Below are 25,261 nucleotides of genomic sequence, written 5' to 3'. Positions count from 1 at the left end.
ATTTAACGGACAAATGTATTGGTGAGTCGTCCCAGTCTGTCGATCTCAATCGTCACCTGGTCACCAGCTTCAAGCCATTGACGTTCTGACTCGGGCAGACCCATAATTACACCTTCCGGTGTACCGGTCAGAATAATATCACCAGGCTGAAGAGTCATATGCCGGGATAAATAATGAATCAATTCGTCACAATGAAAAATCATGTCCGATGTATTCGAGCTCTGAACTTGTCTGTCATTCAAGTAAGCACGTATGCCCAACTGATTTGGATTGCCTACTTCGTCAGCAGTAACCAGATACGGTCCCAATGGAGCAAACCCTGCACCAGTCTTGCCGAGCAGCCATTGACTTGTTCGCATCTGCAGATCACGAGCAGACAGGTCATTTGCTGTACAGTAGCCAAATACATAATCCAATGCATTTTCCTTGCTCACATTCTCGGCGATTTGTCCAATAACCATGCACAGTTCTGCTTCATAATCCAGCTGCTTTGCAGACTCGGGGATACGTATATCGGCCAGATGTGCAGTGACTGAATCCGAGAACTTGCTGAATACTACCGGTGTCTCCGGCTCAGGCATATTCGTCTCGGCTGCATGTTTGCGATAGTTCAGACCGATACAGATAATTTTGCCCGGATGTGGTATACATGGCAGCCATTGCACCTGATCTTCTGTCAGCAGACTGTTCTCATACTCGGATAGATGATGATGCAGTAGATGTTCCAGGCTGGTATGAAGCATTTTGGTCTCCAGCAGTTCCATAACGGTATGCGGAAGTCTTATTCCGTCTGGCAAAGCACTTTCCAGTACATGCAGCGGCAGAATCCCCTTTTCCAATTGAATCCCGAGCTGATGCTGTCCTTCTACCTGATAATGAACATATTTCATCACAAATACACCTCCAACATCCATGATGACATGCTGGAGGTGCTTATACAACTTTTTAAAATACGAAGTTGCTCCTATGTTGTGTACATTTTACGAATGATAATGGAACACTTCCGGAATTACTTGTGATGTGCTTCCTTCTGCATTTACAATCAGCAAATCGGACATATACGTCTGCCAGCGCTGATTGGCTTCATGATTTGCCAGTTGCGCCTGCGCTTGCTCATAATCTTCCACTTCCATATAGGCAAACAATGTCCCTCCATGCAGGAAAATGCTGTATGTCCGAATCCCTACTTCTCCAAAAGCCTGCAGCAGTTCGGGGTACACGGCTTCATGACGACGGATATACTCTTCATGATCTTCCGGCCGGATATTCAGTACAAACGATACTCTTTGCATGATCATACACTCCTCTGATTATGAATTATGTATAGTTGGCAGACTCGATCATAGGACTTGATGATCCACCCTATGTGGCTGTCCTTCTTAAATTGTAAGCGTTATCTACTGCAAAATCAAAACCGTTATAATAACATCGTATTGCCACAAAATAAAAGGCCGCCAAATGGCAGCCTTTTTTTGATTATTGGATTATGAAGTATCCCTTTATCCTATTGCTCACGTTGCTCTTTACTCTTTGCTCTTAATTGTTTTATATACGATGTGATAATACTGCAAAGCTATTATACATCCGACATATCACGATCATCACCCAATCCAGGTGCTTCATTGGTAGGATGATCTACATATTTACCGTGCGATGGCTTCGCCCACTCATCAAAATGAGCTGCCAGACGCGGCAAGCCTTCCGTCAGATCCGGTCCCATCATCGGCTGGCCATGACCAGTCAGCACATGCTGTGGACGCAGGGAGGCCAGTCGTTCGACCGACTCACGGGCAGCCGTCCAATCTGTCGTCGCGTATCTTGGTGGTCCGCACAGTTCACGCTTCTGGATCATGCTATCCCATAGCTTATCCTGGTCTACAGTAATAAACGCATCCCCTGCGATCAATGTACCATCCTCTTCTCGGAACAGTGACACGTGACCCGGTGCATGTCCAGGCGTATGAATCCAGCGCCACTGTGACAAGCCTGGTACACTGTGATCGGCTGGGAGATTATGAATATAAGGCTGCAAATCAACCGGCTGATTCGGGAACACGGCAGACAAGCGGGAATTCAGTCCACCCTCTACGCCCGGATCATAACTTGGATATTTGGACTGTCCGGTCAGGAAAGGCATTTCCATAGGGTGCGCATAGACAGGCACATCCCATTTCTGGGCCAGTTCCACTGCCGAACCTGCATGATCAAAATGACCATGTGTCAAAATAATCGCTGTCGGTCTTGCACCCGTACCGAATCGCTCATTAGCTACTTTGACAATTTTGTCTGCCGATTGCGGAAGTCCTGTATCTACTAATACCCATTCCCGCAGACTGCCCGGAATTCCGATAAACGCAACATTTACAAATTGCAAAGTCAGACCGTAGACATCGGGACGCAGTTCTACCTCATCTCCGCTTCCTACTGTAGTCATCGGAATCTTCAGATGTTTCATTGGATTCTCTGCCATCTTAATCTCCTCCTCGTATGGTAATCGTTCATACCTTACTCTTACCCAATATAGAAGAGAATTAAGTAACTCAGTCGACAAAAAACCGGATGCCGCTGTATTGCAGGGCATCCGGCTATATAGTTGTACATTATCGCATAGAATAAAAGGCTATTAACAGACCCATAACCAGATTATACAGGCTGCTGAGGCTGTTACTTAGACTTGTCCATATGATCAGGCATTCGGGAATTCGCGGATGGTCCAGAACCGCTCACGACTGAAGCGCTCGCGCAGTTCACGATCCAACTTTTTGCTTTTGCCGAGTTCACCCGGTGAAGGGAACTGGGAACGGTGAGCATGGATCGAATCCAGCTTGTTCTGCAGGAAATCACCTACATCATTCTCGGTATCCGGAAAGCCGATCTCGTCCGTACAGTTACGAGAGAACGCCATCGTATAAAGCGGCGGACGTTCCGATTCCGGCAGACGTCCCATAGCACGTACTACAGCTGCACCCGTCGCATCATGGTCCGGATGGACACTGTAACCCGGATAGAAGGTGAAAACTGCTGAAGGCTTAAGCTCGGTCAGCAGATCAAGGATGGCACCATCCAGTACTTTTCTGTCTTCAAATTCAATCGTTTTGTCATGGAAGCCCATCATGCGCAGATCTTGTATACCGATAGCATCGACAGACTTTTTCAGTTCACCTTCACGAATACGAGGCAGATCTACACGATTGGTAAAAGGAGGCGTCCCCATATTGCGTCCCATTTCGCCCAGTGTCAGGCAGGCATAAGTGACCTGACCGCCGCCAGCGATATGTTTGGCGAGCGTACCCGACAGGCTATAGCACTCATCATCCGGATGAGGCAGGACGACGAGAACGCGTGAATTGGCAGGAATAGTCATCATCATTGGTTTCATCTCCTCGTTCATTAAAAAGGTTCCTTGCTCAGTTGCAGAGCGACGACCAGCTTGCCCTGGGTATCATGTCCCGCCAGGATCAGCCGCTCCGAATCACTCTCTTCATAGTGGGTCAGTCCCTCGGAATAAACCCAGCCGTGCTCGGTTTTGAGACCCACACGGAAATGAGGGGCTTTCTCCGAAATGGAACCGGTCGTATAGCGGATCAGCGCATTGCTGATAAAAGTTGCGGCAGGATGCTTGGTGCTGTCCAGATGGGAAGCATAAGCGCCTGTTGTCATCTCCAAATGAATGTACAAATCCTGATCTTGGAGATCATGGATTCGCTGCTGGATAATAGCTGGATCAATAAGCTGCATGGCCATTGTACGATTCCTCCATCTTCTTACTCTGTTCGGTGAATCTATCGTAACAGACCTTTCCATGAAAAGGAATGCCTGCTGCACTCTACATAATAAACGCTTCGCTGTTAGCAAAGACGAATGTTATGTCGATCACCTAGTACTTATTATAGTATACTATATTATTTTTAGTATGTATAAGATTCTTCGATTGCAGCCTTTTATTGATCCAGATATCCTACGCCAAAAAGCCCGAGAATCCGCATATCGCGCAGATCCTCAGGCTGTGATTTGGACAATCCTTTACTTTTATCTGCTTCTCTATTTCCCTTATTTAATGATACAATCCCTGTTTCTTCATCTCTTCTGTGAGCAGCCGAGCCAGCTCAAGCGCTCCAGCATGATTGGGATGCAGCGTATCTCCATCCATATAGAGTGCCAGTGTGGCTGCCGGTCCGATTGAGGTAAAATAAGCCGAACTGATCACATTCAGATCAATCAACCTCACGCCTTCTTCAGCAGCCAGAGCTATAGTCGCTTGGCGATACCAGCGTCCCTCCGCATTATGAACACCTGCACTGTTGAAATCGGTAGCGCGCCCCTGTGGTGTAGACAGAATGACCGTAGCACCTTTGGATTTGACAAGCTGGACCATATTGCGCATAATTTCTTTGAATTCCGCTTCAGTTTCGTTATTTTTCGGGTTGGTATCGTTGATGCCCAGCTGGAGGATAAAGTAATCCCCTGGCTTAATGTAACGAAGAATAGCTTCCAGCTGCCCATCGTTACGGAATCCTCTGGCAATCTGTCCACCAGAGGCCATATTACGTACTATATAATCTGATGGATTGATATACTGCTGCAGCATTTGCCCCCATCCCGCCTGAATGCTTGTAGCGAGCGGATAATAATTGGATACTGTCGAATCTCCACCAACATAGATTGTTGGACGAGTGACCGGATTAGTAGATATCTGGGTGATCTCCAGTACACTGAGGGTAAATGTACCGCCTACTTTGCCTTCGGTAACGAGCAGATTCAGTTGTCCATCCGTAATCGGAATCTCGAATTCGTCGGTGACATTGTTACCAGTCATATTAATCACCTGATATACACCTTCGGCTGCTATGCTGGAACGTCCGGTATTACCGAGCATAGCTTTGACTTTGTACAATCCATTCGGCAAATCCACATTAAAAGTATTGCTGCTTTTGGTACCAAACTCTACAAATTGAACAGCATCACTTCCCGCTCCCTTACCGGCTGCAGATATATTTCGCATATTCGCAGGTGTATTAAATCCATAACCTTTGCTGGCGTTGTATCCATCTTCAGCCCGTACGCCTGTATAACCTGCCTCTACTGCACCTCCGCCAAAATCAAATTTGTAATTGGTGACGGCAGCATCTGCTGCAGACAGTGTAGGCAGCAGACTCGCGAACATACAACCTGCAAGAGCCAGTGTACTTATCTTGCGCAGTAGTCCGGATGCGTTCACGGATTTCTTTTTTGGAGGAAATACATTCACAGGGTTAACAGAAACTGACTGTATTCCTTGTGAGGATGATGCAGAGAGAACGGATACAGCTGGGGCGATGCTTGGATGAGTGGCTTTTTTCATAATTTCCTCCTTTTATTATAAGCGTATTCGAAGGTACCGTTATAAGATTCGTTCCTTTTTGGTAAACTTCCTCTAATATGTAAGTAAATAGGTTATAAAAATGGCGAACTACTATATATAATATTATGGATATGGATATGGATACTGGATACAATAGCTCTGGTAAGAAGCCTGAATCGGCAGCGTAGGTAAGAAGACAAGATAAAGATGGGAGATGCAGGTCGAGACAGAGGGTAAATAAAGATCCGATCCGGGAGCAGGGCAATATGGAAGCAATTACAGAATCATTATCATACAAAAAAACCGGAAATGCCTTCAAGGGCACATCCGGTTTTGATTAGAGATACTATTCCTTTTAGATAAACCGTACATTCTGTATATGATCTTATACAGCTTGCTTTGCTTATACTTTTACGTACTCTGTTGTTATAGATATTAAGCTGCTTACTTTACAATCAGTACCGGACACTGGGCATGCTGACTGACATAGTGACTGACGCTTCCCAGCATTAACTCTGAGAAAGTTCCCAAGCCGCGATGACCAATGATGATGAGTTCGACCTGATGTGCGGCCGCATATTTGACAATTTCCTGACCGGCATGACCCTGCAGAATCTGAATACTGGCATCCGGCATCGAAGCAGTCAGGGTACGCAGCTGCTGCCTCACCTGCTCTTCTTCTTCCTCAAAATAAGCTTCCAGCTCATGTGTCGGAATCATTAAAGGCTGTTCCAGCAGCTCGGACGCAGTAGGATCGACATAAATGATTTCAATATTGGACTCCTGCGCTGCAGCAAAAGCAGTCGCATGTTCCAATGCACGCTGAGCATGCATGGAGCCATCATAAGGGACAAGAATATTAGTGTACATGTTCTAGTGCTCCTCTCTGGATTAATGACTGGCTGCTGGCTGGTTCAGCGGGCTGGATGCCGGACGAATCAATGCTGTACGCAGTACGGTAATCCCCCATGTAATAATCGCAATCAACAGCAGGTGGATAACAAAAGTAGTAACTGGCGCACCACTGTAAATCAGGCGCAGATATCCCTGAATACCATTGGGTGCAGGCAGGAAGCTGCCAATATGACGGTAAAAGGGGGTCAACATCGCAGATGGAATAATATTGCCTGCAGTCATCAGCTGGAATGGAATTAGCGCCACATTAAATAGCGGAGCCGCATTGCCAAAGAGGGCGAATCCCATTTGCGTAACGGCAATACAAGCGATATAGACAAGAATATGGAATCCCCACATCTGCCAGAATGAAGCCGCAGTATCTGCAAACACCATGGCTACGCCGGTAACAATAAGCGATCCGATAATGGATACCCCAAGCAGCAGTAGCTGTCTTCCCCAGAATATATCCCATTTGCTGTGACTGCGCTTAAGCATCATGGAAGACAGATTTAACTGGATATTCATTGTCATTACCCCAATATAGGTAATAAATCCAAGGATCATCGGCAGCATAGAGATAGCAAAATTGCTAATATCATGCGTTTTGACTACTTCGGTAGTAACTGCCTGCTGCTCTACATCGGCAAAAACCTGTTTGCCGACAGAAGCAGAAATCTGTGCTGTCGAGCTCTCCATAATCGATTTGGCAATGTCCGAATTTCCTTGATTAATGTAATACACGAGCTTGGCGTCGCCTTTTACAGCAGCTTGTTCCGTGAAGTTCTTGGGAATGGCAATGACCATCATCAGCGCGCCGCTATCCATCTGCTGCTGCGCTTCAGACAACGATGTGTAAGGGACAATTGTGTAAGGCGCCTGCTTGCCGATAGCATCTGCAATAGGCTGACCAGCTGCCTGATCTTCATTAACAATCCCTACTTTGAGCTGATCAATTCGTTCAGTCGCACCGTTATATCCGGTCATCCAGATCAGTATAAATATCAATGGGACGAAGATAGCGAATACCAATCCAATCTTGGTTTGTACAATTTTCAGAAATTCCTTGCATGTGTTTAAAGCGTTCATTCTGTACTTCCTCTCCTGCTTCTTAATTTAAATATCAATAAATGCATAGCCGATAAATGGTTGTGCATGTATTTATCCAAAAAATCACCGGCTTATATATTCAGCCGGATAGATTTTTGTATATTTTATTAATGGATTCAATAAATTGGTCACTGCCTTCATCTGTCAGCATCTCATTAATCTCCATCTCGATTCCACGCATAGCCGGAGTAACCTGCTCCAGTAGTTCCATGCCTTTGGTCGTTAGATGTACATTAACTGCACGACGATCATTGGGATCGACCTGCCGCTGTACAAGCTGCTTGTTCTCGAGACGTTCCAGGGTCTTGCCGATACTCGTCTGATCGCGCTCATGAACCCGAGCCAGTTCTTTCTGAGATACGCCGCCATGTCTGCTCAATTGGTGCAATATACCAAATTGTTCAGGAGTAATATCATAAGTTTGCAGGCGCTGGGCTGCTTTTTTTCGATATAAGAGATAAGTTCGGGATAATAACAGTCCCAGAGGACTCTGTTCCTGATCAAAAGGCATATTTATCCTCCTAAAATAAATACTAGCATAGCCGATAATCGACTATGCTAGTATATTACTTCTTATTTTTCAAAGTCAAAGCTTATTTTGAAAAACGCATAAAAAATATTATATACGTCTTATTAATCCCTCGGATAGTTCACCTGCATAATATCCATAAAAGGAATCTTGTATAAATCTTCGACCTGCTGTACATGCACCTTGCCTGTACGTGAGTCCATATTTACAATCTGACCGCGCACTGTGTCTTCCCAACCCCATACGGTTAGAACGATCTCTGACTTTTCCCGGTACGCTTCAGTGAGTTGGTTACCCATTTCTTCCAGAACAAATTCATCGCGTGTTGGACGCTTGGCCACTTTCGCTTTAGCCAACGAAATACCTCCCTAATCAATATGCTATATCTATTTTAACCTTATATGTTCGTATACACAATACTTTTGACAAAAAAATAAGAACAAACGTTCCTTTTGTGAATATATCTACATTGCTGTATTGTTCTATATCCTGTATGGAAGCCTTCCTTTATCTTATGCTTCCCTATAAATACAGCAAAAGACCGTCCACGAGACAGACGGTCGGTACATATATAGGTATTCCATTAAATTACCAGTTATCTTACTTGGTACTGGTAGATTATTGGCTTAGCAGAGCTTTACCAATACATTATTAGTGTACAGACCGGACATTCATTTTAGCAGCAGAGATCTGTTTATTTGACGATCATTACCGGAGCCTGGGCTCGCTGTGTAACATAACGGCTTACACTGCCTAATACCATCTCACTCATGGTACTGAGACCTCGGCTGCCCATGACGATCAGATCAGGTTGTGACTGCTGTGCATATTCCACAATTCCCTTGGCTGCACTGCCATACAGAATTACAGTCCGGGCATCAGGAATTTTGGAGATCATCTCACGCAGATTACGCCGGATCTCGTCTTCTTTATGGTCAAAATAAATCTCCAGTTCACTGGAGGTCATAATGAGAGGTTGACGCAGCTCATCTACAGTCGCTGAATCCACATACAGAATTTCCAGTTCGGCTTGCAGGCTCTGGGCAAGCGCTGCTCCACGTTCCAATGCTTTCTGGGAATGCATGGAACCATCATAAGGGACAAGAACATGCGAGATCGCCATGGTGAACTCCTCCTTTGATATGGGCTTCCTTATCCGGCAGTTAGCTATTGAATCAGCAGTATGGAGACCATACCTGATTCCAATATAAACCCATTTTATTCCAATTGCAAGCGTTTTCATTTATAAAAGATCTCACCATTTTCGTCTTTCCAAACAAAAACCCCTGCTTGGGAGGCAGGGGTGAGATAGAACCTTAGGGAATAACGTTTATATTGCTTGGTAATCAAGCTTTATGATGATGGCAATACTATGCTTTACGCACCCAGACAGTCATATCACCTTCGCCACGATTGCCCCACATGAAGTAAGGAATAGCGGTGAAAGATTGACGGGTTTGCTCGGGAGCGTGATCCTGATAGAGGGATTCGCCCCAATTTTGTTCCTGTTCGCGAATAGCACTACCTTCGATGATGGTACAGCCGCCGAGCAGTGTTTCGTCAAATCGCGCAGTCATCGGTTGATCGGTCTCGATCTGCAGAGCTGCGATCAATTCACCGTTATCCGCTTGCTCCAGACAATAGACGAGCGGACCGCGTTGCAGCGCTATTTTGCCTGAGGTAGCGCGCAGTTTCGGATTGGCGCGGATGATTTGTACATCCATTTCCATACTCCACTCTACTACATCGTCAGCAGACCATTCACGCTGGATATAGACATAACCATCACGCAGCAGGGAAGCATACTGTACTGTCTCTCCATTGATCGTCAGTGCTGCCTGCTTGCACCAGCCAGGCAGACGCAGAGCGAGTGTGAACGACTGAGGTTGTTCCATAGTAAAGGTAAAGCGGGATGCCCCGTTCCATGGATAGCCTGTCTCCTGCTGAATCCGAACATGTCGACCGCCAACCGGCAGTTCCGCCGATGTCCCAACATACAGATGGGTATAGATCGTATCCTCATCGCTGCTGTAAATGTACTGACCAAGTGACGTGATCAGGCGAGCCACATTCGGAGGGCAGCATGAGCAGCCAAACCATTTCTGGCGTACCGGCTTCACATGGTGTTTGTCGGGATTATGATGACAGGCAGCTGGCCATACTTCCAGCGGATTCACGTAGAAGTAATGCTTGCCATCCTGGGACATACCGCCGGTGACAGTATTGTACAATGCACGTTCCAGCACATCCGCATACTCCCCTTTTGGCTGAATTTGCAGCATCCGGTGGGCGAAGAAGACCATACCTACCGCAGCACAAGTCTCCGAATAGACGGTATCATTCGGCAGATCATAATCAATGGTAAAAGCTTCACCATGATGAGTTGATCCAATACCTCCGGTAATATACATTTGCTTGTGTACGATATTATTCCACAGCGTTTTGCAGGCTTCATAGAGACTCTCGTCTCCTGTCTGTCCGGCCAGATCGGCCATCGCCGTATACATATAGACTGCACGCACGGCATGACCGACAGCGACTTTCTGTTCACGAACCGGTACATGAGCCTGACTGTAAGCCAGATCAATACGGTCTGTTTTGCCGACAAAGAAATTGATCCGGTCCCGATTCTCCCACTCCTGCTCCAGGAAGTTCGGTTGCTTGCCACGCTCATCAATGAAAAACTGGCTTAGACGCAGATACTTCTCTTCTCCGGTTAATCGGTACAGCTTCACCAGTGCCAATTCAATCTCCTGATGACCGTCATAACCGTGCAGTTTGCCTTCTTCAGGGCCGAATACCGTATCTATGTAATCAGCCAGGCGGCATACCACATCGAGCAGCTGGCGCTTGCCTGTTGCCTGATAATAGGCTACACCGGCTTCAATCATATGGCCTGCGGTGTATAGCTCGTGACAGTCTGCCAGATTGGTCCAGCGTTTGTCCGGCTCCTTGATGGTAAAGTACGTATTTAAATAACCATCTTCGCCCTGTGCTTCGGATACCAGCTGGATAACTTCATCGGTAATGCGTTCAAGTTCCGGATCCGGATGGGTCATCAGGGAATAGCCGACAGCCTCAATCCATTTGGCTACATCGGTATCCTGGAATACGAATCCATGGAACTCCCCTTCTGTCCGACCGGCAGCAATCTCAAAGTTCTTGATCGCGTGACTGGGCTCGGCATCGGCAATACGATCATGCAGTGCATCATACTGATAGGGAATAACAACTTCGCGTACGAGCTTGTTATAGCTCGACCAGAATTCATCCTGAATATGAACTTCCTTGGGACTAACAGTTTGCAGCAGTTCTTTTGATTTCTCCATGTGTAAACTCCTTTATCTATTGGTTAAATTGGGTGGAATCGGGGATAAGGCAGCTTGCAGCCGGACTTGCTATCTCCGTGTTTTGATCCTGACATCCCTCATGCCTGTATCCTATCCCTTAATTCCTGTGAGAGCGATCCCTTCAATCAGATAGCGCTGGAAGATCACGAACAGCAGAATGGCAGGCAGAACGATAATCAGGGAAGCAGCCATCAGTACGCCCCACTGAGCAGTGTACATGCCCTGGAACTGCTGGAGGCCAATGGCCAGTGTGAACTTGCTCTCATCATTCAGATATACGAGCGGTCCCATAAAGTCATTCCATGTATTGAGGAAAGTAAACAAACCGATCACCAGTACCGCCGAACGGGATAATGGCAGAATAATCCGGGTGAAAATGGTAAAGTGATTACCTCCATCAACAAATACCGCTTCATCCAGTTCTCGTGGCAATGTCATATAGAACTGACGCAGCAGGAAAATATTAAATACACCCCCGCCGAAAAAAGCCGGTACAATCAACGGTGCATACGAATTGATCAGACCAAGCGACTGCCAGCCGATAAACGTCGGAATCAGGGTGACGGCAAATGGCAGCATCATGCTGGTCAACAGGATGGCAAATACTTTGTCCCGACCGACCCATTTCATCCGGGAAAAGCTATAGGCAGCAATCGTGCTTGATAGCAGCGTACCGATCAGCGTACCCACTACGATAATCAGCGTATTCAAAAAGTAACGTCCAAAAGGAAGCTGCTCGAACGGTTCGATAAAGTTGCGCCAGACGAAGGGCTCGGGAATCCATTTGGGCGGCATTTCAAAAATCTGTGCCAAGTCCATCATGGAGCTTCGTACGAGCCAGTAAAAAGGAAACAAACACAACAGTGAGCCAATAATCAGCACAGCATACAGCAGCACACGCTGCCAGCGAAAAGCGGATGTGGTCATATCAGCGTCCCTCCCCTTCGTAATAGACCCATTTCTGGGATGTACGGAATAGCAGGAAGGTAAAGAGCATAATGACAATAAACAGCACCCAGGCAATCGCACAGGCATAGCCCATATTGGAGAACGTGAACGCTTCCCGGAACAGGTAAAAGATATAGAACAGACTGCCATTGTTCGGTCCGCCCTGTGTCATTACATAAGGCTGGACGAATACCTGGAACCCACCGATAAAGCCCATAATTGTATTAAAGAAAATAGTCGGCGATGTCAGCGGAATCGTGATATATAACAGCTTATGCAGGGCATTCCCGCCGTCGATCTCTATCGCTTCATAGTAATGATCCGGGATGTCCTTGAGTCCAGCCAGGAAAATGACCATCGTTCCGCCCACCGTCCACAGGCTCATCAGCACCAGCGTAGGTACAACAGTAGTCTCGCTATAGATCCATTGACTCTCCGGCAGATGAAGCGCTCGCATAATGATATTCAGCAGCCCCATATCCGGATCGAACAGCCAGAGCCAGACCATCGAGGACGCAATCAACGGCACGATCGTCGGCAGATAAAAGGCTGTCCGGAAAAAGGTCAGTCCTTTCACCTTCTGATTCAGCAGAATCGCCAGGAAAAAAGCTACAATAATCTGAAGCGGCACACTCAGGATCACATAATACAAAGTGACTCCCAATGATTTGTAGAAAAAGGCATCTGTACCGTTGAACAGATTACGATAATTTTCCAGCCCAACAAAATGCGGTGTAGAAGCGACCTTATAATCAGTCATACTCAGCCACAGACTGGCAATCATCGGACCGAACACGAAAATGATAAAGCCCAGGATCGCCGGAGCTGCGAACAGCCAGCCCAACCAGTTTTCCCGCCGCCGGATTGAAGACAGGGAGCTTTTGGATATCGTTTGACGGCGCTGGGCCGTTTCTGTCATGGATTGCATATGTCCCACCTCTGCTTTCACGGAATTTAATAATGAACATGTCTGGAATACAGGGAGAATATAGAGACTCCCTTATTCCTCCGGATAGGTTCCTTTAAATTCCGCGTTGGCTTTGGCAGAGATTTCACTGAATGCCTGCTGTACCGTTTTCTTGCCGAGCCATACCTGATCGAGAGCAGGATTGATAATGGCACTGATTTTCTCTGAATTTTTTAGATAATATTCGTAAGAGTTCACACCATTATTCAGGGTCTGCTTCATGATGGCATCGGTATAGCCTTCCGGATGTCCCGGTTTGACGGTCGCCCACTGCTGAATCAGCGCCGGGTCGGTGTACCATTCTTTGCTAACCGGCATCCATAGACCGCTGGCATGCATATCCAGACCACTTTTGGCATCCAGCAGGAATTTATAGAACATCCATGCTTCTTTGGGATGCTTGGTTGTCGCAGAGATTACTTCCGGTTCGCCGAACAAAGTTGTTTTGCTTTCCTTGAGTTTGGGCAGTACGCCAACTCCGTAATTCATACCCGATTGTCCAAGATCCAGCTGTACCCATTGTCCATCCAGATCCATTGCAACTTTGCGACTTTGCAGGGCAACAGCCGGTGCAGGGATGTTTTTGGACTGGGTTGGTGATGGTGCTACATGATGCACTGTGATCAGATCAGCCATTTTCTGTACTGCCTCAATCATCTGCGGATCTTCCAGATTCAGCTTGTCCTTTTTCTCGGAAATAACACTTGTGCCATTGGATGGCACCATCAGATGCCACATCCATGTATCAAAACGTACACCGTACTGCTTGACATTGGATGGATCAAAAGCGGGACTGGTAGCATTATTGCCATTATTGTCGATCGTCAGCTTTTTGGCGGTATCCAGGAATTGATCCCATGTCCATGCCTGCTCTGCCTGGGTCGGCGGCAGTGGCAGACCGGCTTCCTTGAACATATCCGCATTGTAATAAAGACCAAACGCTTCCTCGGTCACTTTGATACCGGCTACTTTATCTTTGTCCCAGTAGAGAATAGCATTGGGAATCAGCGTATCCGGTGTAAGTTCCTTGTCTTCTTTCAAAAATTCATTCAGGTTATACAGTTTGCCCTGTTCGGCCCACTGTAGCCCCTGCGCCTTGTAAATTGGAAATACATCCGGTGCCTGATTGGCTGCAAACATCGTCGTCAACTTGGTAACGTAGTCACCCGGAATATGCATGTATTTGACTTCGATCCATGGATATTTTTCGGTAAATTGACGAGCAATCTGTTCTTGTACCTTTTTCTCATTAGTACTGCCCCATGAAGCATAAGTAAGTGTTACCTTTTGCTTGCCATCAACGGTCTGTGCCGAACCGCTATTGTCAGAACTGCAGCCAGCCAGTAGACCGATCAGCAGTGCCGAACATAATGTCCATAATAGTAATTTGACTCTCATGCAAATACCTCCCAGACCGAAAAATCCTCATTTCCCGGTATAATATATCGATGCTGCAGCATTGGATAAACTCATATTAGCAAGCGCTTACATCAGCTACAACTCGATTATTATTGGATTGGGGTATTTTCATTGGGAGAGTGTTGGCAAGGTAATCGAATCAGTACAAGTGTACCTCCCGATTCTCTTCGCTGCATATGAATTCCGTATTCACTGCCATACAGCAGCTTCATGCGGCGATCCACATTAACGATACCAGTGGAACGAATATTACCGGTGTGAATATGATCCATCAGCGTATCCGGAATCCCTTTGCCATTGTCTTCCACGGCAAAAAGACGTTCCTCTCCCTCCAGCCAGCCGCGAATATGAATAGTGCCTCCCGATTCGATTTCGCCAAAACCATGAATAATGGCATTCTCGATAAAAGGCTGCAAAAACAGCTTGGGTACTTCCGTATCCAGCAGTTCCTGTTCTATATCCATATCCACTGTAAACTTTCCTTCAAACCGGTTCTGCATAATGTACATATACTTGTCCAGCCAGCTCAGATCGGTCTCCAGCTTCCATAACTCCTGCTTATTGCGGGTAGTAATCTGTAGCATCTCCGTCAGACTGATCATCATCCGTGCCAGCTCATGCTGTCCATGTTCGATCGCAATCCAGTACATCGTACTGAGTGTATTGTACAGAAAATGCGGATTCAGCTGCAGATTCAGTGCCATAATCTCTGACTCTCTGGCCCTTAGCCGGGAACCGTAATTTTCTTCAATCAACTGCTCAATCCGACGGTTCATTTCATTGAACATCTCGGTGAGTTGACCGAATTCATCCTGGCTGTCCGAATGAATACGAATATCAAATTGCCCTTTTTCTACCTGCCGGATTCCCTGCTTGATCCGTGTCAGTGGACGTGTGATATAGCTGGACAGCAGATAAGCGAGTACAACAGAGACCAGAGCCATAAATAGCAGGAACAGTCCGGTAGTCAAGCGCAGTGTCTGCAGGCTGTTCACCGCAGCCGGAATCGGAATCTCGATATACGAGATCCAGCCTGTTGTTTTCATTTTCTCATAAAAGACCATCGTGTCCTGTCCATTCGTATGCTGAATAAGCATTCCCTGTTCCTGCTCGCCTATGGCTGCGGGCAGCTCGGATACCCGGGTCTCGGCAAATTTGCCTTTCTCCAGACGAAGCACAGGCACGCCGGCTTTATTTACCATTCCATAGGCCAGCTGATTGTAGTCATTGTGCTGTACATATTCATTCAATACCCGGGCGAGCGATTCGGGACGGATATTAATAAGCAGCACAGGCGGTTCACGATCTTCCAGCAGCCGATGGATATTGCCGTACTCATCCGCCGCTGTCATATTCAGCTGTTTGACCACAGAGATTAACGATTCATATTCCAGCGGAACCTCACGCAGTTCTTCCTGCTTGTACATGCTGGTGTAGGAATAGGTCGGAATCCATACTTCACCGCCTTGTCCCTTTTCTGCTGACTGTGCCAGTATGGACTGATAGAAGTTTACCGGCGTAACGTACATCAGTGCATTGCTGCCATAACTGTATTCAGGCGTCATTACATAAGAGGAATAGACCTCCTCATGATTGCTGAAGTACTTGAATAAAATTGGCGTAATCATCCGGTCTGTCTTCACCAGTGAAGAAGCGCTTTCAGGATCTACAGCATTCACAGCTCGCAGCAAATCATAATCCAGCGGAAGCATACTCATACTGGATTCGATTGCCGATAAACGGTCATCCAGCAGCTGGTTATTGGTGTGCAGTATATTGCTGGTGCTATAGCGTATATTATCCATCCGATCCTTGTAGGCGATATGATTGTAAATGAAGCCAAGGCTCAAAATGATCAGGCTGGCCAGCAGCAGATGAGACAGCAGCAGTTTCTTTTTGAAGCTCATATCCTTGAACCAGCGGGCTGGATTAATCGACACCGGAGCGGCTCACTCCTCCCCCTGCTACAGACTCTACCGTTGTAACAGAGCGTCTGAACTGGCGTCTGTATTCTTCCGGAGTATACAGAAATGTTTTTTTGAATACTTTGGCAAAGTACTTGATATCCCGGTACCCGGCTCGCTGACCAATCTCGGCAATACGTTCATTGGTCTCCAGCAGCAGCGTACGGGCATGCTGCATCCGCAGGCGCTGGATATAATCGGTAAACGAAGTACCAAAATGCGATTTGAACAACAAACTGAAATAGGATGGATTATAATAAAATCGCCCAGCCACCTCATCCAGGCTAAGATCTTCATGGTAATGCTGCTCCAGATAATCCCGGCATTCGAGCATCGCCTGATCACTTTTGCTCATTCGGCAGGTATCGAGCTGCTCTATCCATTCGCTTAGCAGCCCAAGCAGATGGGTACGCAGATCGACAAGCCAGGCTGCCTCTCGGATTACTGTCTCCAGCCGCTGCAAATAAAGATCCCGTATACCCTGTTCCAGACCAGCTGAAGCCTGCTGGATACACGGCATGATGATTTGCAGCAAATGATACTTAAGCAGAGGTACCGAAGGACGATCTGCGGACAGCTGGTCCAGCAGATTATCCAATTCCTGCTGCACAACGACCTGATCCCTTTTGTGGATAGCGCTTTCAATAAGGGCAGTCGATGGATACCCGAACGATGTCAGCTGCGCAGGGTGAATATCCAGTTCACCGGATGCAGCAATGAGCCAACTGTCAGATGAATCGTAAAAATGTCTCTCCAGTACAACTTCTGCCGATCGATAGGCGGAATGAATAGCAGCAGCGTTGTCAGCTGCATGAAACAACACACTTTCTCCAGTATGAACATCCATACTACTCACTGATTTCCAATATTGAAGCATATCCATGACCCGGTTGCGACATTCCTGTCTGTTATGCTCCTGCCAGTCCTGGGGCCATTCTACAATGATGATGAGTGGATCATCGGAATCATCCATGCCTGTACAATACAGTTTCACATGTTCAGCGACAGCTGCATGAATATGCTGCCGCAGCTGCAATTTCCAGATCGACTCTTCTGACCGGGAAGCGTCTATTCGGCGCATTAACCAGATACTGATCTGTGTATCCTGTTGGAAATAATGCTGACATTCCTGCTGTTCTTCATGATTCAATGTACCAGTCAACCAGCGATGCAACAAATGCTCCTGATATACAGGTTCCAGTTTGGCGAGCTGACGGGATAGGGACTGCTGCTGCTCCAACTGTATCTGCCGTTGCTGTTGGTCCCGCTCGGTACTCTCCAACAAGGGCAGCAGCTGCTCTGAAGTTACCGGTTTGATCATATAGTCCATGACACTGAGCCGGATAGCCTGCTGTACATATTGAAACTCGTCATATACGGTAATCAGTACAATACGCAGATCAGGCCGGCTGCTGCGAACCTGACGGATATAGTCCATCCCATTCATTACCGGCATCTGAATATCGGTCAGCGCCAGATCAATAGGATAAGCAAGACTGATCTCCAGGGCTTCCTGTCCATTGCTGGCTTCATGCACTTTATAATCCGGACGAAGCTGGCGTATGAGGGCAGCTACTCCGCGCCGCTGACGAGGCTCATCGTCCACTACCAACACCTGCAATTGAGATTCTGTCATTATGATTCCCTCCTTCCCAGCAGCAGTAAATATAACTCATATTATTATTAATTAATATCATATATATTAACGATAAACAAGCGAGGATTGCTTTTCTTCTTCTCGTCTTGAAATGATTATATTTACTGCTGTCAAAGAATATCTATCTCTGCTTTGACTTATCAGAATATTAAATCAGACCTTCAATGTGTCCGTCCGAGTTCAGCTTCATACGTTCAGCAGCCGGGACTCTGGGCAAGCCAGGCATCGTCATAGTATTGCCGGTCTCCACTACAATAAATCCGGCTCCGGCAGACAAAGCAACCCTGTTAATATGAACTGTAAATCCTTTGGGGGCACCCAGCTGTTCGGGCTGATCACTAAACGAATAAGGCGTTTTGGCCATGCAGACAGGCAAATGACCAAATCCACTTTCTTCTAGTTCATTTAATGTACGTTCGGCTGAAGGTGAATAGGCTGCACCTTCTCCACCATAGATACTCGTGATAATATACTCGATTTTGGCAGTTAGGGGCATTGTGTCCGGATACAAGGGTTGATAATGGGAAGGCTCCGTTGCCAGTAGATCGACCAGTCTACTAGCCAGTGCCTTTCCACCTGCACTTCCTTCGGCCCAGACGCTTGATAACTCTGCCGCCACACCCAGTCTTCTGCATTCTTCCATAACCAGGGCGATCTCTTCTTTATGATCTCCCGCAAAATGATTAATGGCTACCAGTACGGGGACGCCATATTTCCGCAGATTATCCAGATGACGTCGCATATTCGCCATCCCCTGCTGGAGAGCTTCGCTGTTCTCATGATCCAGATCCTGAACACGTACTCCACCGTTATATTTCAATGCTTTTATAGTGACGACGAGTACAGCCGCATCCGGTTGCAATCCGGTCTGACGACATTTGATATCCATGAACTTCTCCGCACCCAGCTCTGCTCCGAATCCTGCTTCTGTTACTGCAATATCGCCCAGCCGAAGCGCCATACGGGTGCCGATTACACTGCTGCATCCATGTGCGATATTGGCAAATGGACCACCGTGGATAATGACTGGCGTGCCTTCGAGCGTTTGTACCAGATTTGGCTTGATCGCATCGCGCAGTAATACCGCCATTGCTTCCACTGCATTCAAATCTGCAGCTGTAACCGATTGTCCGGTACGGGTATAACCGATAACTATCCGGCTCAGTCGGTCCTTTAGATCCTCCAGATTCTCACTGAGACAAAGCACCGCCATAACCTCCGAAGCCGAAGTGATCAGATAGCCGCTTTCTCTTACTTCTCCATTGCCGGGACCCATCCCGGTTACAATGCTGCGCAGACTCCGGTCATTCATATCGGCTGCACGTTTCCAGACAATCTTTTTGGGATGAATATTCAGCTCATTTCCGTAATACAGATGATTATCGATCATCGCTGCCAGCAGATTATGTGCTGATGTAATAGCATGGATATCACCGGTAAAATGCAGATTAATCTCGTCCGCAGGTACAATCTGTGCCTGTCCGCTACCGGTTGCCCCTCCCTTCATACCAAAACACGGACCAAGCGACGGCTCTCTCAATGCTGCTATGGCGTGTACTCCTATGGCATTCAGCGACTGGGACAATCCAATGGTCGTCAGTGTCTTCCCTTCACCTGCCGGTGTTGGGTTCATTGCTGTAACAAGAACCAGCTTGCCATCCGGCCTGTTTACCAGCTGATTGATTGTTTCGGGATCGAGCTTGGCTTTGTATTTTCCATACATTTCTACAGCGGATTCAGGAATTCCCGCTTTGATAGCTACGTCTATAATGGGTTTCATTTTTATGTACCTCCTACAATGGAATATGTTTATTATCATACCATGTTCAGAGAAGGTGTTTGCAGCTGCAAGCTTATCAGCAAAGAACGCAATTTTCTGTTAAGATTATGTATACATAAAACCGGACTATATTATATAGTAGGGATAATTTTAAAAATAGGAATGAGAGTATGATTGAAGGAGTGGAAATGCGTGCGTAATGATAATCAAGAAATACCTCCGCTCCTTGCTATTGCCATGGATGCGACTGAAGATCTCATTTACGTCATGCGTGTGGAACCGGGTCGTTTCGTATATAGTTTTCTGAACGAGGCTGCTTCGCGATTCAGTGGAGTTACTTCACAGGATATTGGCAAAAGTTTCTTTGAAGTCTATGCAGAGCAGATGGAAATGGCTCAGTATCTGCATAATAAATACAACCGTGTATTGGCTCATGGAGAAAGCATGCGGTTTGAAGATGGCTACCTTTTGCCAAATGGCATGTTAAGTGGCGAGAGTATTATTTCTCCTGTTCGCAACGAGGACCAGATCATTACCCATCTGATCTGTATCACCCGTGATTATACAGAGCGCAATCAATACCAGGAGCAGTTGCGTTATTATGCTTACCATGACGAGCTGACCCAGCTGTTTAACCGGCGTTTTCTGAATGAATATATACTGGATGAAGGCATACTGTATCTTATGGATATTGATAATTTCAAAAATATCAATGATATGCTTGGACACGACAATGGAGATACCCTGCTCATCGAGGTTACCGAACGGATCAAAAATGTATTCGGTCCGGAAGAAATTATTTTCCGTATGGGTGGAGACGAGTTCCTCATTATCAGTAAGAATCCGACTGTAGATCCCGAACAGATTGCTGAACGTGTACTTCGGATCATGGACGAACTGTTCCTGCTCAAAGGCCGGCAGGTTAGAATCACAGCCAGTCTCGGGGTATCCCGTGTATCTTCCGAGATTGGCTTATCGACAGCACTCCGGCATGTTGATATTGCACTTCATCATGCCAAAAGCCTTGGTCGCAGCCGTTATCATATCTTTGATACCTCTCTTCGGTATGAACAGATTATCCGGTTTGATCTGGAACTTGAATTGAACAACTGTCTGGAAAAGGATGAGCTTCAGCTGGTATATCAACCTATTTACAGTGTCAAACAGCAGAAAGTTATTACCGTAGAAGCCCTGCTGCGCTGGAACAAAAATAATTCACAGATTGTGTCACCGGCAGAATTTATACCGGTAGCCGAAGAAACCCGGCTCATCATTCCGATCGGGGAATGGGTAATCCGTCAGGCTTGCCGCGATCTGCCGCAGCTACAGCAAAAATACGGACATTCGATTCGTGTAGCTGTTAATATTTCCAGAATCCAACTGGATGAGCCGGACTTTATCGAGCGGCTGAACCAGATTGTACAGGAAGAAGGTATCTCTGCACGTTATATTGATCTGGAAATTACCGAAAGCGTAGCAACCAGCAATACGGTGGAAGAACAATCCTCCCTCGTTAAGCTGCGTGAACAGGGTTATACTATTTCACTCGATGATTTTGGAACGGGCTATTCTTCACTCAGTATGCTGACACGACTGCCTATTGATACCATAAAGATTGACCGTTCGTTTGTCACCCAGATGAATCCACCTGTACTCAAAGCGCTAATCACTATGGCGGAAGCGCTCGATCTGAATGTAGTAGCTGAAGGTATTGAAGATCAGAAACAATGCCAACATCTGCTGAAACTGGGATATACGGAATTCCAAGGCTATTGGTTCAGTTATCCGGTAGCTGCCGGACAGTTGCCATCCTTATCCAGCTTCCCTTATGCGCCGACAGATCTGAGCTAGAAGATACTGCTATTATCTTGGTTGTATTGATCGTTACATTACTATTGTCTGCGGCTTCTGTTTTATAATTCGGAATAGCTGCTGTTATATCTATTTTTCTACCACAAAAGGCTTCCCCGCCGGTAATGGAGAAGCCTTTTTGTGCTGTAACAAGGTATATATTTAAGATGAAATGGTTCTTTATTGAGCGCTGATATTCCAGTTGGAGATAGTCAACTTGCCGCTGCCACTCATGACATCCGTACCAAACTTCACACCACTAACATAATAACCGGATGTTGGAAGCTCGTTGCGTCCGAGCAGATCTCTTACAAAGTCAGACAAATTGAGTGAAGCCATGTCCGTATTTTCTGTTCTCACAAAAGTATATACACTGCCCTCACGATTGGTACCAAATATATTACTGGAGACGACCATACCGTTAGTAGCCATATTATTCATATTGCTGCGATAAATATTCCATGTTGCTCCGTCCAGTTGTACCGTATCCATCCATTCTCCCCAGCTGCCAGTCCCGGCACTGTTGCTGGATGCAGCCGTACTGGAATTCATAGCGCTATCCCCTACATTCGGCTGATCCCGATTGGTTGTATCTGATGCATCGGTAGAAGCTCCATTGGAACTTGCCATCCCATTAGCTGAAGTATCAGTCACTACTTTGATCAGATATGATGGTGTGGTATCCGAGCCGGCCCATTGTGTATTATGAACAAACATCGTATATCCTGTCGCATAATCTCCAGTCGTTCCTTCTGTAGAATAGCTCACTGCAGTATCAATATTTTTCATTTGCGTGCGATGATTGGAAGTTTGATTACGGCGATCGTTATCTCGGAATATCTCTACCGGGAAGTTACCCGCACCCTGGTATCCATTTGTCCAGTTCCAGCCGAAACTAATTCCTGGTGAAGATTGTATACCCTTCATATCATCCGAATAAGCCCAGTTATACCCGTAAGAGGTCTCATTATCATAGAAAATGGATTGATTCGATGCCACTGCATCCTCTGCTGAAGTTGCAACCGAATCATTACCGCTGCCGGTCCAACCGGTATTTGCCAAATAACTACTGTTACTCAGGGGAAAGCTGCTATTCGGTGTATTATTTTCTTCTGCCATTGCAGTGGCAGGAATCAGAATCGAAGCAGTCAGCGTCAAAGTAGCCAGTACACAGATCGGTTTTTTAAGAGTTGATTTCTTTTTCATAAAGTAGTCCCTCCAATAGATGTGTTTTATTTGTGGGAATGAAGCGATATAACCGACGCAGAGAGGCGCTAATATTCATAACTGTGTTATTAATCAGCACAGTATATGAATACGTTGTTCATATTAGCGTTATACGATGGTATGCTCGAATATATTTTCAGCTGCCGAACTCTCGGCTGACTTATGTAAGATCTGAAAATATACCTTTTATCCGAATATGCAGGCTGATGTTTCCATCATTCTGATAATCCGCGTGATACCGCTCACTCCTCTACATATCTTACCCAACCCTTTCATTACTTTAACTCGTTTTATACCATTTAATTATTAAATGTCCAATTATTGTAAATTTCTGTTTTTTGTCAATTTTGCTTTGTTTCATTCGTTTCTAACAGGTTAATGATACAGATTATATTTTTATTTGTATTGTGTATAGATATGGTGACAAGGACGCATATGCTGTGTATCAAGTTATATGACCATAAAAAAAGCTTTTCTACCCTGCCATCGGGAAGAAAAGCTTTATGATGTAGACAATAGTTCATCCGCATATATGGTCGACCGATTACGCCCTTCCCGTTTGGAAACATAGAGCGCCTGATCAGCCTTGGATATCAGTTCTACTGGGGTAGTTCCCTGATCCGGACAGGCTACAATTCCAATCGAAACCGTAACGATCTCTCCTGAGGGGCTAATTGTACTGGAAGCGAGCTGTCGCAGGCGTTCAGCCACTACATAAGCACGAGTAATATTACATCCACGCAGTAGAATACCAAACTCTTCGCCGCCATAACGGAAACAAAGATCTCCTTCACGTGATACATTTCGCATCATCGAGGCCAGAAACTGCATAACCCGGTCACCGGTCAGATGACCGTACGTATCATTCACCTGTTTGAAATGATCAATATCCAGCATAATCATGGCAAAAGGTTCTTCACCCATACACCATGTATCCAGCGTCGAATCAAAGTTTCTACGGTTAGCCAGTCCGGTAAGAGCATCCAGCGCTGTCTCATTTTGCAATTTGGCAATATACTTTTGCAGCTGCCTGCTCGTAAAACGAAGACTGTTACGCAGTGTCTTGATCTCGTATGTCGCTGAACGAATAGGCGGAAATTCGCCAATATTCCAGTCTTTGACCATTTTATCCGAATAGGAAGCCAATTGTTGCAGCGGCTTGACTACCAGATAGGTAAGGAGCCAGCCGGTTGCCAATGTAATGAGCAACAGCGGCAGTGACTGCAGAATACTTTGCAGCAGCAGCGTACCAAGTGGAACATCTATTATGGATGCCGGAGTCTGGGAAATAATCCCCCACCCGGATTTCATATTATACGCATAACCTGCATAATAGGCGACGTGATCCAAATCGTTATACAGCATAGAGCCATTTAGCCCCGCAATGACTTTCCATACGGCATCATTGGAAGCTATATTTTTGCCAATCAGTGACCGGTCTGGATGGAAAATAATATTCCCTTTGGAATCTACAGCATATACATATGAGCCGTCCAGTTCATATTCACGTTCCAGAATCAACTGCAAAATATTCGATTGATGAAGATAAATAGTGCCTGCCACATAACCATAATACTGATTATTTTCATCGAATAACGGGCTGGTAACAAGTACCATCAGATTTCCGGTTGTACCTACAAATGGATCGGTAATTACCGAATCACGCATACTGATCACCGCACGACTGGTAGGGTTATTTACACTTTCCCCTTTGTGCAGATCTCCAGTCGCCGGAGCAGTCTGTTCCACAATACAATCTTTACGAATAATACTCAGCGAATTAAAGTATTCCCGATGCGTATCATACAGATCTCTCATCCGGTTCTCGTCCAGACCGTGATTACGCTGCCAGATTTCTGCAATCGCATTAACGCTGCCCTGAACCCGATCCAGCAGGTCACCTGTCGAAGATGCCAGATCCGAAGCGCGATCGTAGTTATTATTCAGGTAGTTCTCTACCAGGGATTGTTTACTGGTTGTATATGCGGAATGAATCGTAATAATCATTGTGAGTACAATGGATAGAACGACAATAAAACTGACAATGGTAACCAGCTTAAACCCTTTTCTAGGATAAAAACTCAATAGTTCATCCCACCTGAACGATAAATTAGTGTATCGCTTCCATAGTAACATAATCATTTCCATAAAAGAAAGCAAAAGAGCCCGATCAGCCCTTTTGCTTCAAGTGTTTAGGTTACAATTTATCATATTGGATCCAAAA

The 25,261-nt window shown here is 46.1% G+C and carries 21 protein-coding genes; 1 reads left to right on the top strand and 20 read right to left on the bottom strand.

All coding sequences use genetic code 11. The features are described 5' to 3' along the window. Positions 1-2: 2 nt before the first annotated feature. From WH46_RS07975 to WH46_RS07890, 18 genes are all read right to left on the bottom strand, one after another. Positions 3-890: a fumarylacetoacetate hydrolase family protein gene (locus tag WH46_RS07975; RefSeq protein ID WP_046226325.1), complete on the bottom strand. Its 888-nt coding sequence runs from the start codon at positions 888-890 to the stop codon at positions 3-5. Positions 891-980: 90 nt separating this feature from the next. Further along, on the bottom strand, positions 981-1,292 hold the full coding sequence (locus WH46_RS07970) for an L-rhamnose mutarotase (RefSeq protein WP_046226324.1): 312 nt from the start codon (positions 1,290-1,292) through the stop codon (positions 981-983). A gap of 284 nt (positions 1,293-1,576) precedes the next feature. After that, complete coding sequence (locus tag WH46_RS07965) at positions 1,577-2,470, bottom strand: MBL fold metallo-hydrolase (RefSeq protein WP_017812185.1); 894 nt, start codon at positions 2,468-2,470, stop codon at positions 1,577-1,579. 216 nt (positions 2,471-2,686) lie between these two features. Then, positions 2,687-3,370: a bacillithiol biosynthesis deacetylase BshB2 gene (gene bshB2 / locus WH46_RS07960; RefSeq protein ID WP_046226323.1), complete on the bottom strand. Its 684-nt coding sequence runs from the start codon at positions 3,368-3,370 to the stop codon at positions 2,687-2,689. A 20-nt stretch (positions 3,371-3,390) separates the two neighbouring features. Further along, a complete protein-coding gene (locus WH46_RS07955; RefSeq protein ID WP_026136063.1) occupies positions 3,391-3,738 on the bottom strand; it encodes a YojF family protein in 348 nt (115 codons plus the stop codon). Positions 3,739-4,054: 316 nt separating this feature from the next. Then, positions 4,055-5,164, bottom strand: coding sequence for a rhamnogalacturonan acetylesterase (locus WH46_RS07950; protein WP_046227146.1), 1,110 nt, complete (start codon positions 5,162-5,164; stop codon positions 4,055-4,057). A gap of 621 nt (positions 5,165-5,785) precedes the next feature. Beyond that, positions 5,786-6,211, bottom strand: coding sequence for a universal stress protein (locus WH46_RS07945; protein ID WP_046226322.1), 426 nt, complete (start codon positions 6,209-6,211; stop codon positions 5,786-5,788). Between the two features lie 21 nt (positions 6,212-6,232). Next, the gene (locus WH46_RS07940; protein ID WP_052714156.1) at positions 6,233-7,324 is read right to left on the bottom strand and encodes a YhgE/Pip domain-containing protein; all 1,092 of its coding nucleotides are present in this window, start codon (positions 7,322-7,324) and stop codon (positions 6,233-6,235) included. A 100-nt stretch (positions 7,325-7,424) separates the two neighbouring features. Continuing rightward, the gene (locus tag WH46_RS07935) at positions 7,425-7,856 is read right to left on the bottom strand and encodes a MarR family winged helix-turn-helix transcriptional regulator (RefSeq protein WP_046226321.1); all 432 of its coding nucleotides are present in this window, start codon (positions 7,854-7,856) and stop codon (positions 7,425-7,427) included. 122 nt (positions 7,857-7,978) lie between these two features. After that, entirely contained in the window at positions 7,979-8,230 is a 252-nt protein-coding gene (locus tag WH46_RS07930; protein ID WP_017812178.1) for a YolD-like family protein, read from the bottom strand. A 338-nt stretch (positions 8,231-8,568) separates the two neighbouring features. After that, entirely contained in the window at positions 8,569-8,997 is a 429-nt protein-coding gene (locus WH46_RS07925) for a universal stress protein (RefSeq protein ID WP_017812177.1), read from the bottom strand. 247 nt (positions 8,998-9,244) lie between these two features. After that, a complete protein-coding gene (locus WH46_RS07920) occupies positions 9,245-11,203 on the bottom strand; it encodes a glycoside hydrolase family 127 protein (RefSeq protein WP_046226320.1) in 1,959 nt (652 codons plus the stop codon). 111 nt (positions 11,204-11,314) lie between these two features. Then, positions 11,315-12,151, bottom strand: a complete 837-nt coding sequence (locus WH46_RS07915; protein ID WP_046226319.1) for a carbohydrate ABC transporter permease — start codon at positions 12,149-12,151, stop codon at positions 11,315-11,317. A gap of 1 nt (position 12,152) precedes the next feature. Continuing rightward, a complete protein-coding gene (locus tag WH46_RS07910; protein WP_046226318.1) occupies positions 12,153-13,100 on the bottom strand; it encodes a carbohydrate ABC transporter permease in 948 nt (315 codons plus the stop codon). Between the two features lie 72 nt (positions 13,101-13,172). Further along, positions 13,173-14,537, bottom strand: coding sequence for an ABC transporter substrate-binding protein (locus tag WH46_RS07905; RefSeq protein ID WP_017812173.1), 1,365 nt, complete (start codon positions 14,535-14,537; stop codon positions 13,173-13,175). A 110-nt stretch (positions 14,538-14,647) separates the two neighbouring features. Beyond that, positions 14,648-16,498 (bottom strand): sensor histidine kinase, encoded by a 1,851-nt coding sequence (locus WH46_RS07900; protein WP_082208343.1) that lies wholly within the window; start codon positions 16,496-16,498, stop codon positions 14,648-14,650. Then, on the bottom strand, positions 16,488-18,158 hold the full coding sequence (locus WH46_RS07895) for a response regulator (RefSeq protein ID WP_046226317.1): 1,671 nt from the start codon (positions 18,156-18,158) through the stop codon (positions 16,488-16,490). Before WH46_RS07895 ends, WH46_RS07900 begins: the two co-directional genes overlap by 11 nt. Before the next feature lie 169 nt (positions 18,159-18,327). Next, positions 18,328-19,959, bottom strand: coding sequence for a formate--tetrahydrofolate ligase (locus WH46_RS07890; protein WP_046226316.1), 1,632 nt, complete (start codon positions 19,957-19,959; stop codon positions 18,328-18,330). A gap of 192 nt (positions 19,960-20,151) precedes the next feature. On the opposite strand from WH46_RS07890, the gene WH46_RS07885 reads away from it, so the two are divergent. Continuing rightward, positions 20,152-21,810 carry a putative bifunctional diguanylate cyclase/phosphodiesterase gene (locus tag WH46_RS07885; protein ID WP_046226315.1) on the top strand — a complete coding sequence of 553 codons (1,659 nt, stop codon included), beginning with the start codon at positions 20,152-20,154 and terminating at the stop codon, positions 21,808-21,810. Positions 21,811-21,990: 180 nt separating this feature from the next. Here the strand turns inward: WH46_RS07885 and WH46_RS07880 are convergent, their stop codons facing one another. Further along, positions 21,991-23,016, bottom strand: coding sequence for a GH12 family glycosyl hydrolase domain-containing protein (locus WH46_RS07880; protein WP_046226314.1), 1,026 nt, complete (start codon positions 23,014-23,016; stop codon positions 21,991-21,993). 522 nt (positions 23,017-23,538) lie between these two features. Continuing rightward, positions 23,539-25,122: a sensor domain-containing diguanylate cyclase gene (locus tag WH46_RS07875; protein ID WP_046226313.1), complete on the bottom strand. Its 1,584-nt coding sequence runs from the start codon at positions 25,120-25,122 to the stop codon at positions 23,539-23,541. Positions 25,123-25,261: the final 139 nt, after the last annotated feature.

The sequence above is a fragment of the Paenibacillus dauci genome, from assembly GCF_000971985.1.
GTDB lineage: Bacteria > Bacillota > Bacilli > Paenibacillales > Paenibacillaceae > Saccharibacillus > Saccharibacillus dauci.
Note: the sequence above shows the minus strand (reverse complement) of the source record. Positions and strands in the feature narration are given on the sequence as shown.